The organism is Mycetocola sp. TRD_SC_2 (assembly GCF_055361225.1).
On sequence record NZ_CM143954.1, the window covers coordinates 1,824,990 to 1,838,612 of the forward strand.

Here is a 13,623-nt window from a genome sequence, read left to right on the forward strand (position 1 = left end):
GATGACGGATGCGACGCCGCCGGTTCCCGGATTCCGGCCCGATCAGCTCGAGGGCTTCCGCATCGGGGTCACGAGTGACCGCCGCGCCGAAGATCTGATCGACGCGCTCGAGCGTCGTGGCGCCACAGTTCTTCATGCCCCTACGCTGCGCATCGCCCCGTCTGAGCACGACGGCGAACTGATCGACGATACGCGAGCGATCATTGCCACGCGGCCCGACGTTCTTCTCGGGACGACCTCATACGGCATCCGTCGCTGGTTCGAGGTTGCCGACGCTGCCGGCCTCGGCCAGGACCTGGTCGACGCACTCGGCGAGACCGCCATTCTGGTGCGAGGCCCGAAAGCTCGCGGAGGAATTCGCGCCGCAGGCCTCAACGATGTCGGCATGAGCGAGGAGGAGACAACGGCGTCACTTGTCTCCCTCGCGCTCGAGCGATTCCCTCCGGGAGCGACCGTTGCGGTGCAACTTCACGGCTACACCGACGAAGGCCAGTTGACCCGGTTGAGGGATGCCGGTCATACGGTACTGACCGTCGCCCCGTACCGGTGGCGAACCCCCGACGAGAACGACGAGCGGGTCCACCGTCTCGTGGATGCCATCGTGACGGGCCAGCTGGACGCGGTGACGTTCACGAGTGCTCCCGCCGTTGACGCCCTGTTCGGTGCTGCCCAGTTCCTCGGCTGCTCCGACGCGCTCGTCGACGCGTTTCGCACGGATGTACTCGCTGCCGCCGTCGGACCTGTGACCGCCGCACCGCTCCTGGCTGCGGGAATCGAACCCATTCAGCCGGAGCGGTTCCGCATGGGCGCATTGATCCGGCTCGTCTGCGAGCATCTGGAAACCCAGCGGATCCGGACTCTCGACACCGCCCACGGGCGCGTCACTCTCCGCGGCAGCGTCGTCGATATCGACGGCGTTCGTACGCCGCTTCCGCCCTCGGCACTCGCGTTGTTGCGGGCGTTGCTCGCTGCAGAAGGCGCTGTCGTGTCTCGCGCGGAGCTCGCCGCGCAGCTTCCGGGAAGCGTCGACGACCACGCGCTCGAAGTGGCGCTCAGCCGGTTACGTCAATCGCTCCCGACGAGCGCCCTCGTGCAGACGGTCATCAAGCGCGGGTATCGCATCGACGTCTGAGAAGTTCCGAGGCAACCGGCGCGAATTCGTCAGCCGAGTGCGACGGAGTCAGTTCTTGTCGTCCGCCGTGTCGCCCTGTGTATCCGCAGCAGCATCCGTGCTCTCGGAGACGGTGCTCGCGGCATCCGTCGGTTCCGAAGCTGTGTCGTCATCCGACTCTTCGTCGTCCGGCAGTTCTTCGAAGAGCCCGGCGGGTGGCGTCACGGTGACGATGCCTGCGTTGATGTCGACAGCGGGCACGATCGCCTTCACGAACGGAACCATCACGTCGCCGGTCGCCGTTGTGACGATGAGGAGGTCCTGAGCCGGGAAGTGGTCGACCCGTGCGACGGTTCCGACCTTCTGGCCGTCGCGGTGTACCGCAAGTCCGACGAGCTGGTGGTCGTACCAGGCGTCTTCCTCGGGGGATGCCTCCGCCGAGTCCTGTTCGATCCAGAGGATCGCCTTGACGAGAGTCTCAGCGGCGGACCGGTCGGGAACGCCCTCGAAGAAACCAACCGGGTGGCCGTTGTACCAGCGCAACTCGGTCAGGGTGAGGGACTTGCCGTGCCACGGCGAACCGGTCGGAACCTGGAGGGTGAAGACCGCCCCTGGCACGAACCGGCGGGCCGGGTCATCGGTGAAGAGTTCGAGCTTGAGGGCTCCCTTGAGCCCGTGGGCCTTCGTGAGCCGTCCGACCCGCAATTGGGTCTTGGGTGTTTCGGCGGCGCTCACGTCAGGAATCGGTGTCGACGACGTCGACGCGAACGCGGCGACCATCGGCGAGAGCGGAGACGAGAGTGCGGAGCGCCTTTGCCGTGCGGCCTGAACGGCCGATCACACGGCCGAGGTCCTCGGGGTTCACGCGAACCTCGAGGACCTCACCGCGTGGTGAGCTCTGCGCTACGACGGTCACGTCGTCCGGATTGTCAACAATCCCCTTGACGAGGTGTTCGAGAGCAGGTGCGAGCAATTGTTACGCCTTGTCTTCTTCAACAGCCGGAGCTGCTTCGGTCTCGGCAGGAGCCTCGTCCTTGACGGCCGGCTTATCAGCCTTGGGCTTGAGGACAGGCTTCTTCTTCTCGTCAGCGACGAAAGGAACCTTCGGCTCCTTGGTCTTGACGGTGGAGACAGCGTCCTTGTCACCCTTGAACTTGCCCCAGTCGCCCGTGAGCTTGAGGATGGCTTCGACCTGAGGGGTCGGCTGGGCGCCGACGGACAGCCAGTACTGAGCCCGCTCCGACTTGACCTCGATGAACGAAGGCTCTTCGGTGGGGTGGTACTGACCGATCTCCTCGATGACGCGGCCGTCGCGCTTGGTGCGTGAGTCGGCGACGACGATGCGGTAGTACGGTGCGCGGATCTTGCCCAGGCGCTTCAAACGAATCTTGACAGACACAATTCTCCTGAAAGTTATTAGTTGTGTGATTGTGCTCGTCACCGGCTGCGTGGGGGCACACTCGGTCCGAAAGCTCTTATTGCTGCAGCGCCTGATTAGAGGGTCGGGCGAGTGCAGACTCGACTAACTATTCTGTCAGATATTTGCGGGCAGCGTGACCAGCAGTTTGAGGCGGGTTTCAGGCCGTCACACCGTCGCGCCAGGCGAGCCATCGTTTCACTGAATCGAGGTCATGGTCTGGCCCGCTGATCCCGAGGGTAAACATCGTCGTGCCGAGCGCAAGCAGCTCATCCGCCGTCGCTTCATCCCTGCCCTTCAGCTCGGTTGAGATCTCAATTTCCGAGACGTCGCGACCCACGGCATCCGCGTGACCCTGAAGAATTTCGAGCTTTTCGGTGAGCACCGATGGCGAGCTGAAGCTGTGCCAGATGTCGGCGTGCTGAGCGACAAGACGCAGCGTCTTCTTCACGCCTCCCCCGCCGATCATGATCGGGATTTTGCGGGTCGGCGGCGGGTTGAGCTTGGCCCAACGGTCGGTGATCACCGGGAGCGCGTCACCGAGCGCGGCGATTCGCGAACCGGGGGTTCCGAATTCGTAGCCGTACTCGTCGTAGTCCCGCTCGAACCAGCCCGCGCCGGTACCGAAGATGAAACGCCCGTCCGAGATGTGGTCGAGGGTTCTCGCCATGTCGGCCTGCAGGTTCGCGTTGCGGTAGCTGTTGCAGTTGACGAGCGTGCCGAATTCGACGCGACTTGTCTGCTCGGCCCAGGCGCCGAGCATCGTCCAGGCTTCGAAGTGCAGGCCGTCGGGCTCACCGCTGAGCGGGAAAAAGTGGTCCCAGTTGAAGAGGATGTCGACACCGAGGTCCTCAAGGCGGGCGACCGTGTCGCGGATGGCTGCGTATGGCGCGTGTTGGGGCGCGATCTGGACACCGATGCGGACGGGACGTTTTCTCTCGACTGTCATTGTCCAAGCTTAGGCTCGGCATGGAAAGATGAACGGTGCCGGGCGGTTCCGGCGGGATCGGACGGACTCCAGCATGGGCATCGACTTCGCGAGGTCAGAGCGATCGACCGTCGGTATCGAGTGGGAACTCGCCCTCGTCGACAGGGACAGCGGTGAGCTCGTCTCGGCCGCCGATGAGGTCCTCCTCGCCCTGCATTCCCTCGACGGTCGACCGCACCCCAAGATCACCGGCGAACTGCTGCTCAATACCGTGGAGCTGGTGAGTGGTGTCCACACCACCGTCGGTGCTGCCGTGGAAGACCTCGACGGGCAACTGCAGGAACTGCGCTCGGTCACCCTTCCTCGGGGCATCGACATCATCGGGAGCGGATCCCATCCGTTCGGGCAGTGGTACGACCAGCCCGTCGCCAACAAGGAGCGCTACCACAAGCTGATCGAGCGTACGAAGTGGTGGGGCAGGAACATGATGATCTGGGGCGTGCACGTGCACGTCGGCATCGAGGACCGTGACAAGGTCATGCCGATCCTCAACGCCATGCTCAGCTACATTCCCCACCTGCAGGCGATATCAGCATCGAGCCCGTACTGGACCGGGATCGACACCGGCTACGCCTCCAACCGCTCGCTCATGTTCCAGCAGTTGCCGACGGCTGGTCTGCCCTACCAGCTTCCCGATTGGGAAGCCTTCGAGGGCTACGTCGCCGACATGACACGGCCTGGCATCATCGACGACTACACCGAGGTGCGCTGGGACATCCGTCCATCGCCGCACTGGGGCACCCTCGAGGTGAGGTTCTGCGATGGTGCGTCCACACACCGCGAGCTCGCGGCCGTTGCTGCCCTCATCCACTGCCTGGTGGAACATCTCTCCAGCCGGCTCGATGCCGGTGAGACCCTCCCGGTGCTGCCGCCGTGGTTCGTGCGCGAGAACAAGTGGCGTGCGGCCCGCTACGGACTGGACGCCGAGATCATCCTCGACGGCGACGGCAACGAGCGCGCCGTGACCGATGACATCCGTGACCTGCTCGTCACGCTGGCCCCGGTCGCCGAGCGCCTCCGCTGCTCCGCGGAGCTCGCGTCGATCGCGACGATCCTCGACGACGGAGCGAGCTACATCCGTCAGTTGCGGGTCGCTGAGGCGAACGACGGAGACCTGACGACCGTCGTCAAGGCGCTCGCGCAAGAGCTCCGCGAGGGCTCGACGCCGCTCGGACGCTAGCTTCGGGCGGGGTTGCCGCCGGACGGATGCCACGTGGCGCACACAGCGGCATCCGCGGTTCATCGACCGGTCCCGAAGGGTTGCCCAAATCGACGGTGAACGTCCCTTTGGGACCGATCGACGTTCACGACGCGACCGGCGGTCATGAAGCGGCGACTCGAGGCGCTTGCGGCATGTAAGGAACGTCGCGGCCGTTCAGTTGTCACTAACGCACCTTCTCCGGCGCTTTTACCTGCGTTCGCGACAACTGAAGCTGCCGCGGTTGCCACGCCGAGCGCCGTGAGCATCCGAACGTATCGATCCGGCCCAAAGGGCTGCCCGAATGGACGCGGAACGACCCCTTCGGACCGATCGTTCCTGCGAACGACCCTTTCGGACCGATCGACGCTCACCACGCACGCGTCACGAGCCCGAGTCGTCACAAAACGCACTCCCAGCCGAGGCTGAGCGACGTTTCGTGGCGAATCGAGGAGGCTAGCGCCCGAGGAACTTCTGCAGGCTCGCGAGCTCTTCTTCGGTCGGGGTCGGAGTTCCGCCGGTGGGAGAACCGAGGCCGAAGCCGGTGCCGCCCGCAGGTGCTGCCGCGGGCTTTCCGGCCGCCAGAGCCGCGTTCTCGGACGCACGCTTCGCCGGGTTACCCGACTTCGAGCCCTTCTTCTTCGGCTGCTGCTGCTTGCGCGAGCCGCCACCGCCACCAGGGATGGGGCCCATCCCGGGAATCTGCGGAACGCCGCCCTTTGCGACGGTCTTCATCATTTTCGCGGCCTGCTCGAACCGGTTGACCAGGGCGTTGACCTCGGTCACCGTCGAGCCGGAACCACGCGCGATGCGCAGTCGGCGTGAGCCGTTGAGAAGCTTGGAGTTGCGGCGCTCAGCGAGGGTCATCGACTGGATGATGGCCTCGGTGCGCACGATCTCGTTCTCGTCGAACGCGTCGAGCTGCTGCTTCATCTGGCCCATGCCGGGAAGCATGCCCATCATCTTCTTGATGGAGCCCATGTTGCGCAACTGCTGCATCTGCTTGAGGAAGTCCTCGAGCGTAAAGCTGTCGGTCGAGAACTTCTCGGCCATCGCCATGGCTTCTTCTTCGTCGAAGGCCTGCTGCGCCTGCTCGATGAGCGTGAGGATGTCACCGAGGTCGAGGATTCGGCTCGCCATACGGTCGGGGTGGAACGGCTCGAACTCATCGAGCCCCTCGCCCGTCGACGCGAAGATGATCGGTCGCCCGGTGACGGATGCCACGGACAGCGCGGCTCCACCCCTCGCGTCACCGTCGAGCTTGGTGAGCACGACACCCGTGAAGTCGACACCCTCCTGGAACGCCTTCGCTGTCGCGACGGCATCCTGACCGATCATCGCGTCGATGACGAACAGCACTTCGTCGGGGTTCACGGCGTTACGGATGTTGGACGCCTGCTTCATGAGCTCGGCGTCGACACCCAGCCGGCCCGCGGTGTCAACGATGACGGTGTCGTACTGCTTGGTGCGGGCGTAGGTGATCGAGTCCTTCGCGACACGGACAGGATCTCCGACTCCGTTGCCGGGCTCGGGCGCATAGACCGCGACACCTGCCTGCTGAGCGACGACGCTGAGCTGGGTGACGGCGTTGGGGCGCTGGAGGTCGGCGGCGACGAGAAGCGGCGTGTGGCCTTCTTTGGCGAGCCACTTGGCGAGCTTGCCGGCGAGCGTCGTCTTACCGGCACCCTGGAGGCCGGCGAGCATGATCACCGTCGGCGGGTTCTTCGCGAACTCGAGCCGGCGCTGCGAACCACCGAGGATCGCAACGAGCTCCTCGTTGACAATCTGCACCACCTGCTGGGCGGGATTGAGCGCCTTGTTGACCTCGTCACCGAGGGCGCGCTCGCGTACCTTGCCGGTGAAGTCCTTCACCACGTCGAGCGAGACGTCTGCCTCGAGAAGAGCCCGGCGAATCTCGCGCACGGTGCCGTCAACGTCGGACGCCGAGAGCGAACCCTTCTTGCGCAGGTTCTTAAAAGTCTCGGAGAGCCGGTCTGAGAGGTTTCCAAAAGTAGCCATTTGGCTATCAGTTTACCGAGCCGCCGTGCTTCCCGGTGCCGCTTCGCCAGAAAGCCAGGCGGAGAGTTCTTGTACTGCGTCCAATTAATACTAAACTCGCCCCATGACTGCCGTTCTCATCGCCGGAAAGGCGCCCTCGTTCCTGCCATACATCGACGGCTGGGAACTCCAACGTCAAACGCACCGTGCCGTCGTCGACGGCTCGGCTCCCGACACGCTCATCCTGTGTGAACACGCGCCAGTGTTCACGGCCGGAACCCGGACGTCGGCGTCCGAGCGGCCCACCGACGGCACACCGGTCGTCGACGTCGATCGCGGCGGCAAGATCACGTGGCATGGTCCCGGCCAGCTGACGGCGTACCCGATCGTCCGCCTGCCTGGACCGGTCGACGTGATCGCGCACGTTCGGCGACTGGAGCACGTGATGATCGAAGTTGCGGCGTCTGTCAGGGTGAGAGGGAAACGAGTTCCGGGACGCTCGGGAGTCTGGGTCGATGGCGTGCAGGGGCTCAGCAAGCTCGGCGCCGTCGGAGTGCGCGTTGCCGACGGTGTGACCATGCACGGTTTCGCGCTCAACTGCAGCAATTCCCTCGAGCCGTTCAGCCGCATTGTGCCGTGCGGGATCACTGACGCTGGAGTCACAACGCTGAGTGCCGAGACCGGCCGGGAGATCACACCAGCTTCCGTCCTCGATGTTCTCGTGTCTTCTTTTCTGCGCGAAGCGAATGACGAGGACGCGGCGTGAGCGCGTGCGGGAGCAGTGCGGCGCCACAGCTGCCGAGTAACGGGCGCAAACTGCTCCGCCTGGAGGTTCGAAACGCCCAAACACCGATCGAGAAGAAGCCGGACTGGATCAAAACGAAAGCACGGATGGGTCCGGAGTACCGGCAGCTGCAGAAGCTTGTCGCCAGCGACGGACTCCATACGGTGTGTCAGGAGGCTGCCTGCCCGAACATTTTCGAATGCTGGGAGGATCGTGAGGCGACCTTCCTTATCGGCGGTTCGCAATGCACGAGACGTTGCGACTTCTGCCAGATCGATACCGGGAAACCGGCCGACTACGACACCGACGAACCTCGCCGCGTCGCCGAATCGGTGTCGGCGATGCAGTTGCGGTACGCCACCGTCACCGGCGTCGCCCGTGACGATCTCCCTGATGAAGGCGCGTGGCTCCACGCCGAGACAGTGCGTCGCATCCACGCAGATAACCCTGGCACTGGAGTCGAGATTCTGGCCACCGACTTCTCCGGGAATCCCGACCTGCTCGGTGAAGTCTTCTCGTCGAAACCGGAGGTGTTCGCCCACAACGTAGAGACCGTGCCGCGCATCTTCAAACGCATCCGCCCCGCCTTCACCTACGAGCGTTCGCTGAACGTCCTCTCCCAGGCGCGCGCTGCCGGCCTCATCACGAAGTCGAACCTTATTCTCGGCATGGGAGAAACGGATGCCGAGGTCACGGAGGCGTTACGGGACCTCCATGCCGCCGGAACCGACATCATCACCATCACGCAATACCTGCGGCCGACTCCCCGGCACCTGCCGGTCGCACGGTGGGTTCGCCCTGAGGAGTTCGTCGGGTTCAAACAGCAGGCCGAGGACATCGGGTTCCTCGGTGTGCTCGCCGGCCCTCTGGTCAGGTCCTCGTACCGGGCCGGCCGGCTCTGGGCGCAATCCATGCGAAGCAAGGGCAGGACACTTCCGGCCCAGCTCGAGCATCTTGCCGATTCAGAGCTGGGGTTCGCTCAAGCGGTTTCGGGCTGACTAGCTCAGCAGCTCGATACCGACGGATTCGCCGCGAATAGACAGATACACGACGAGGGCGAGGTCAGAGTTGTCCGGGTCAAACGCGAACTCGAACGACGCGAACGGGGCGCTCTCACCTGCCTGGTGCGGCGCTATCGCGACGCGGATGAGCTGGAGCGAGCGGATGATGTCGACGTCGTTGTCACCGGAGTGGTCGACGAGGAGATCGACGAGGTCGTCGCCGACCTCTTCGAGAGTTTGTTCGATGAACTGGGTGACGTCGGAGTTCCGGTCGTCGACGTCGGAGAGCATGGCCTCACGGGCACGGACATCGAGGCCCTCGAGCGAACTGACGACACCTGCTGCGGTGTCGAGTGCATCCGGTGAGAGAGCTTCGCCGCCAGGAGCGCTGAGCGACACGTCGACGTTCTGGTCACCGACCTCGACGCTCTCGGACCAGTAGAGCCCACCCGAGGCATCCGTCTCGATCGCCCCGAAGAAGTCATGCTCGATCATCAGCCCACCAGTTTCTGTGCAAAGACGTGCGGGGTGAATCCGGTGAGGTCGTTGATTCCCTCACCCTGCCCGACGAGTTTGATCGGGATGCCTGTGCGCTCCTGCACGGCGAGGACGAATCCACCGCGGGCGGAGCCGTCGAGTTTGGTGAGGACGAGTCCGGTGACCCCGGCGTGCTCGATGAACGCTTCAGCCTGCGCGAGCCCGTTCTGCCCGGTGGTCGCGTCGAGCACGAGCAGCACCTCCGAGATCGGTGCCTGCTTCTCGATCACACGGCGGATCTTGGAGAGTTCGTCCATGAGGCCGCTCTTGGTCTGGAGCCGGCCGGCGGTGTCGATGAGCACGATCTCGATGCCGTTGCGCTTCGCGAAGTCGACGGTCTGGAACGCGACGGACGCGGGGTCCTGGCCCTGCTGCTGCGGGCGGATGATCTGCGCTCCCCCGCGCTCAGCCCACGTCGCGAGCTGCTCAACGGCGGCTGCGCGGAAGGTGTCGGCTGCGCCGACGACGACGCTGCGGCCGTAGGTTCCGAGGAACTTCGAGAACTTGCCAATGGTCGTCGTCTTGCCGACGCCGTTGACGCCGACCACGAGTACAACGGCCGGTCGCTCGGAAAGTTTGAGGGTGGTGTCGTATTTCGAGAGACGCTCTTCGATCGATTCGCGGAGCATCCGCTGCAGGTCTCGAGGATCCGTGGTGCGATACCGGTCGACCTTGGCGTGGAGGTCAGCGAGCACCGCCTCGGTGACGTCGGGCCCGAAGTCGGCGCTCAGCAGCGCGGTTTCGAGGTCGTCCCAGGTGGTCTCATCGATGGTCGGCTTCTGGAACATGCCCTTGAGGGCGCCAGAGAGTGACCAGGGCGTGCGTTCTGCCATGTGCCCAGCCTACCGAGCGAGAGAGGTGTCGCCGGTTCAGCCGGCTTTCTCCTCGGGTGCGGCGACGCGCTGGCCGACCACGGCGGAGACACCGTCCTGGCGCATCGACACGCCGTAGAGGGCGTCGGCGATCTCCATCGTGCGCTTCTGGTGGGTGATGACGATGAGCTGGCTGGTGCGGCGGAGGTCTTCGAAAATGGTGAGCAGACGGCCCAGGTTGGCGTCGTCGAGCGCCGCTTCGACCTCGTCCATGATGTAGAACGGGCTCGGCCGCGCTTTGAAGATCGCGATGAGCAGGGCAACGGCGGCGAGCGAGCGTTCGCCGCCGGAGAGCAGCGACAGGCGCTCGATCTTCTTGCCGGCCGGTTTGACGCTGACCTCGATGCCGGTGGTGAGGAGATCGTCCGGGTTGGTCAGCGAAATGCTCCCTGTGCCGCCGGGGAACAGGATCGGGAACACCTCGGCGAAGGCCGCCTGGGTGTCGTCGAATGCGTCGCCGAAGATGACCTGCATCTTCTCGTCGAGCTCGTCGATGATGCCGAGCAAATCCTTGCGGGTGTTCGTGAGGTCGGTGAGCTGCTCGGTGAGGAAAATATGGCGTTGCTCCAGCGCGGCGAACTCCTCGAGGGCGAGCGGGTTCACCCGGCCGAGCTGCGCGAACTTACGTTCGGCCTTCTCGAGTCGCTTCTGCTGGGCGGACCGGTTGAACGGGATGCCTGGCGCGGCATCCGAATCGGATGTCTCGACGTCGCTCGCGGGGGTGGTTTCAGCAGCATCCGGTGGAACGGGAACGTCCGGGCCGTACTCGGCCACGAGCACGTCCTCGACGAGACCGAGTTCGGACCCGGCACGCTCGAGCAGGCTCGACAGGTGGAGCTTCTTCTCGTAGATCTGCAGTTCGAGGCCGTGGACGTTCTCGGTGATCGCCTGGAGCCGTTCACGCAACGCGGCTTCGTCGCGGCGGAGAGCAACGAGCTCCTCGTTCTGGCTCGCGCGTTCCTGTTCGGCCCGTTCGAGCACGAGCTTCGCTTCGGAGACGGACCTGTCGACGGAGGCAAGGACAGCGGGCAGTGCTTCGGCGACCCCTGTCGCAGCCTCGACCTGACGGGCGCGGATCACGGCGCGGCGGGCGGCGGCCTCGGCGGCGACGCGGTCAGCTTCCATCTGGGTGACGAGGTTCTTCGTGCGCTGCTCTTCGGCGCGCACCCGTTCCCGCGCCGTCTCGAGCTGCAGGCGTGCCTCGAGTTCGCGTTCGCGGGCTGCTTCGAGTTCGACCAGGAGAGACTCGCGCGCCGAGATATCGAGGATCGGTCGCGGCCGCGACCGCGCCGTCTCCAGTTCGGACTTCGCCTTCACGGCGGCGTTCTCCGCCTCGGTGACGGTGTCGCGCGACGCGGTGAACGCCGCGCTCAACCGCTCGTACTCAGCAGTCGAAGCTTCAACCTGCACGCGGGCACGGTTGAGCCGCTCCGCCTGCGCCGCCACCTGGGAATCGAATTCGCGGAGCGCACCGAGAGCGCGTTTCGACTGTTCCCTGGCCGCGCTCAGAAGACCCCGTTGCTCGGCGAGCTCGAACCGGACGGTATCGAGGAGCGCCGAGACCTCGGTGAGCCTCTCGGCGGCGGTGTCACGTTCGGCGAGGAGCTCGATGCGGCCCTGCTTGCCTCCGGACCCGCCCCGCAGGATGAAGTCCGTGAGCACTTCGCCCGCGCGTGTGACGACCGTGATCGGGCCACCGAGCTGTGCGGCAGCGAGAGCGGACCGCGCGGAACGGGCTGCGTCGACATCGTCGGCAATGGCCAGGAAGTTGAGGATCCCGAGCACTCCCGCCGGAGCGGTGACGACGGATGCCGCAGGGCGGACTCCCACAAGCTCGGGCCAGTCGATCGCTGGGCCGATGGCGTCGGCGATGACGACCTCGACCCGTCCGAGATCGGCGGTGCGTGCGTGGTCGATGGCGCGTTCCGCGGACTCGCGATCCTCGGCGAGGACGGCGTCCGCGAGAGTGCCGAGCGCAGCGGCGATCGCCGTTTCGAAGCCGGGCTTCACCGAGACCGACTCGGCGACGACCCCACGCACACCGGCGAGCTTGGCGGCAACGAGGTCGGCTGACCCGTCCTTGATGTCGAGGGCGCGCGTCAGGGCGCTCGTTTGGGCGGCGAGGGCGTCGCGCTCGCGTTCGTGACCGTGAACGAGGTCGCGGAGGCGTTCGATCTCGGCCTCGGCTTCGAACACCGCTGCCTGCGCGAGCTCGTATCCCTCGTCGAGTCCGCTCTCGCCGGCGTCGACGTCTCCCGCGGACTCCTCGACCTCGTCGAGCTGACGCTGGGCGGCCGTTCGCCGGTCGGTTGCCGCATCGAGGGCGTTCTCCTGGCGAAGCCGCTCCCCCCGCACGGCGGCGAGCCGGGAGGCTGCCGTCTCGGCCTGGCCGGCGAGTTTCGTGATTTCGAGGTCGTGCTTCGAGACGAGAGCGCTCTGCGCCGCGATCTCGACATCGACGGCATCGAGCCGACTGCGCGCGGATGCTGTGTCGGCCTGCGCGCGCTGCCACGCGGCATCCGCGGTGCCGATCGCCTCGGTGAGCCTCGCGACCTCGGCTCGCGCGTCGTCGACCATCGAGCGCGTAACGCTCGGGCCCGAATCGTGGGCGTCGTCCTGCGAACCGAGAAGCGCGAGCCGCTGGTTGGCCAGCGTGTACAGGTTGCGAAGTCGCTCCTGCGCGGATTCGAGGGCGAAACTCGTCCGCCTGGCACCGTCGACGGCGTCGCCGACTTGCGCCTGTTCGATACGAGAAATGCGGAGTTGCTTTTGCTCGAGCTGCTCCTGCAGCACGATGCGTTCGGTGTGCCGTTCGCTCTCGGTGCGACCGTGGTCGTCGAGCGCGCGGCGCAGGGCGACGACATCGTCGGCAAGGATGCGGGCGCGGGCATCCCGAACGATCGCGGCAATGCTCTGGGCCTCGCGGGCGATCTCGGCCTGGTGCCCGAGCGGCTTGAGCTGGCGACGGATCTCCCCGGCCAGATCGCTGAGACGTGTGAGGTTGGTCTGCATCGCATCGAGCTTGCGGAGGGTCTTCTCCTTGCGGCGACGGTGCTTGAGGATTCCGGCGGCTTCCTCGATGAAGCCGCGCCGCTCTTCGGGGCTCGCGCGGAGAACGGCGTCGAGCTGACCCTGACCGACGATGACGTGCATCTCGCGTCCGAGACCGGAGTCACTCAGAAGCTCCTGCACGTCGAGGAGACGGCAGTTCTCTCCATTGATGGCGTAATCGCTGCCGCCGTTGCGGAACAGCGTGCGCGAGATGGTGACCTCGGTGTACTCGATCGGCAGTGCGCCGTCGGAGTTGTCAATGGTGAGGATCACCTGGGCCCGGCCGAGCGGGCCACGGGTCGACGTGCCGGCGAAGATGACGTCTTCCATCTTGCCGCCACGCAGGGTTTTCGCCCCCTGCTCCCCCATCACCCACGCGAGCGCATCGACGACGTTGGATTTGCCCGACCCGTTCGGCCCAACGACACAGGTGACTCCCGGCTCGAAAGCGAAGGTGGTGGGTTGCGCGAACGATTTGAAGCCCTTCAGCGTGAGGCTCTTCAAATACACCGCGTGTCCCTTCCTGTTCGTTCCCGGGCGAAGCTCTGCACTACCGTACCGAAGGAATCCTCACAGCCCAGTGATCGACCCGCTTTTTCGGGGTGGAATCCACTGGTACGGGTGCCGTCGGCTGGCTAAACTGGTCCGCTGCCCGGATCGGGGCAC

General features: G+C 65.4%; 12 protein-coding genes. 4 read left to right on the forward strand and 8 right to left on the reverse strand.

Annotated features, from left to right (window positions below; genetic code table 11):
• Position 1 precedes the first annotated feature (1 nt).
• Positions 2-1,132: a uroporphyrinogen-III synthase gene (locus ACWA1Q_RS08760; protein ID WP_463756701.1), complete on the forward strand. Its 1,131-nt coding sequence runs from the start codon at positions 2-4 to the stop codon at positions 1,130-1,132.
• 48 nt (positions 1,133-1,180) lie between these two features.
• Here ACWA1Q_RS08760 and rimM read toward each other — a convergent pair whose 3' ends face one another.
• The 4 genes from rimM to ACWA1Q_RS08780 form a co-directional block, all read right to left on the reverse strand.
• Positions 1,181-1,891 (reverse strand): ribosome maturation factor RimM, encoded by a 711-nt coding sequence (gene rimM, locus ACWA1Q_RS08765; RefSeq protein WP_463756703.1) that lies wholly within the window; start codon positions 1,889-1,891, stop codon positions 1,181-1,183.
• The gene (locus ACWA1Q_RS08770) at positions 1,848-2,084 is read right to left on the reverse strand and encodes an RNA-binding protein (protein WP_090709355.1); all 237 of its coding nucleotides are present in this window, start codon (positions 2,082-2,084) and stop codon (positions 1,848-1,850) included. Before ACWA1Q_RS08770 ends, rimM begins: the two co-directional genes overlap by 44 nt.
• Positions 2,085-2,087: 3 nt before the next feature.
• Positions 2,088-2,510: a 30S ribosomal protein S16 gene (rpsP, locus tag ACWA1Q_RS08775; RefSeq protein WP_463756705.1), complete on the reverse strand. Its 423-nt coding sequence runs from the start codon at positions 2,508-2,510 to the stop codon at positions 2,088-2,090.
• A gap of 178 nt (positions 2,511-2,688) precedes the next feature.
• Positions 2,689-3,477, reverse strand: a complete 789-nt coding sequence (locus ACWA1Q_RS08780) for an LLM class F420-dependent oxidoreductase (RefSeq protein ID WP_463756706.1) — start codon at positions 3,475-3,477, stop codon at positions 2,689-2,691.
• Between the two features lie 73 nt (positions 3,478-3,550).
• Here ACWA1Q_RS08780 and ACWA1Q_RS08785 point away from each other — a divergent pair, with 73 nt between their 5' ends.
• On the forward strand, positions 3,551-4,696 hold the full coding sequence (locus tag ACWA1Q_RS08785) for a glutamate--cysteine ligase (RefSeq protein WP_463756707.1): 1,146 nt from the start codon (positions 3,551-3,553) through the stop codon (positions 4,694-4,696).
• Positions 4,697-5,170: 474 nt separating this feature from the next.
• Here ACWA1Q_RS08785 and ffh read toward each other — a convergent pair whose 3' ends face one another.
• Positions 5,171-6,733, reverse strand: a complete 1,563-nt coding sequence (gene ffh / locus ACWA1Q_RS08790; RefSeq protein ID WP_463756709.1) for a signal recognition particle protein — start codon at positions 6,731-6,733, stop codon at positions 5,171-5,173.
• 103 nt (positions 6,734-6,836) lie between these two features.
• On the opposite strand from ffh, the gene lipB reads away from it, so the two are divergent.
• A complete protein-coding gene (lipB, locus tag ACWA1Q_RS08795) occupies positions 6,837-7,478 on the forward strand; it encodes a lipoyl(octanoyl) transferase LipB (RefSeq protein WP_463756713.1) in 642 nt (213 codons plus the stop codon).
• Positions 7,475-8,494, forward strand: coding sequence for a lipoyl synthase (gene lipA / locus ACWA1Q_RS08800; RefSeq protein ID WP_463756715.1), 1,020 nt, complete (start codon positions 7,475-7,477; stop codon positions 8,492-8,494). Before lipB ends, lipA begins: the two co-directional genes overlap by 4 nt.
• Here lipA and ACWA1Q_RS08805 read toward each other — a convergent pair whose 3' ends face one another.
• Genes ACWA1Q_RS08805 through smc form a run of 3 tightly spaced genes read right to left on the reverse strand, consistent with a single transcriptional unit; the run spans position 8,495 to position 13,467 of the window.
• A complete protein-coding gene (locus ACWA1Q_RS08805; RefSeq protein ID WP_463756717.1) occupies positions 8,495-8,992 on the reverse strand; it encodes a DUF2004 domain-containing protein in 498 nt (165 codons plus the stop codon). It lies immediately after the preceding gene.
• On the reverse strand, positions 8,992-9,867 hold the full coding sequence (ftsY, locus tag ACWA1Q_RS08810) for a signal recognition particle-docking protein FtsY (RefSeq protein ID WP_463756719.1): 876 nt from the start codon (positions 9,865-9,867) through the stop codon (positions 8,992-8,994). The genes ACWA1Q_RS08805 and ftsY overlap by 1 nt, the downstream gene beginning before the upstream one ends.
• Positions 9,868-9,903: 36 nt before the next feature.
• Positions 9,904-13,467, reverse strand: a complete 3,564-nt coding sequence (gene smc, locus ACWA1Q_RS08815; protein WP_463756721.1) for a chromosome segregation protein SMC — start codon at positions 13,465-13,467, stop codon at positions 9,904-9,906.
• Between the last annotated feature and the right edge of the window lie 156 nt (positions 13,468-13,623).

Bases quoted from the DNA above. Each gene is read 5' to 3' on its own strand.
- ACWA1Q_RS08805 (WP_463756717.1), bottom strand. From the start codon at position 8,992: ATGATCGAGCATGACTTCTTCGGGGCGATCGAGACGGATGCCTCGGGT.
- ACWA1Q_RS08760 (WP_463756701.1), top strand. From the start codon at position 2: ATGACGGATGCGACGCCGCCGGTTCCCGGATTCCGGCCCGATCAGCTC.
- ftsY (WP_463756719.1), bottom strand. From the start codon at position 9,867: ATGGCAGAACGCACGCCCTGGTCACTCTCTGGCGCCCTCAAGGGCATG.
- lipB (WP_463756713.1), top strand. From the start codon at position 6,837: ATGACTGCCGTTCTCATCGCCGGAAAGGCGCCCTCGTTCCTGCCATAC.
- rimM (WP_463756703.1), bottom strand. From the start codon at position 1,891: ATGGTCGCCGCGTTCGCGTCGACGTCGTCGACACCGATTCCTGACGTG.
- ACWA1Q_RS08780 (WP_463756706.1), bottom strand. From the start codon at position 3,477: ATGACAGTCGAGAGAAAACGTCCCGTCCGCATCGGTGTCCAGATCGCG.
- ffh (WP_463756709.1), bottom strand. From the start codon at position 6,733: ATGGCTACTTTTGGAAACCTCTCAGACCGGCTCTCCGAGACTTTTAAG.
- ACWA1Q_RS08785 (WP_463756707.1), top strand. From the start codon at position 3,551: ATGGGCATCGACTTCGCGAGGTCAGAGCGATCGACCGTCGGTATCGAG.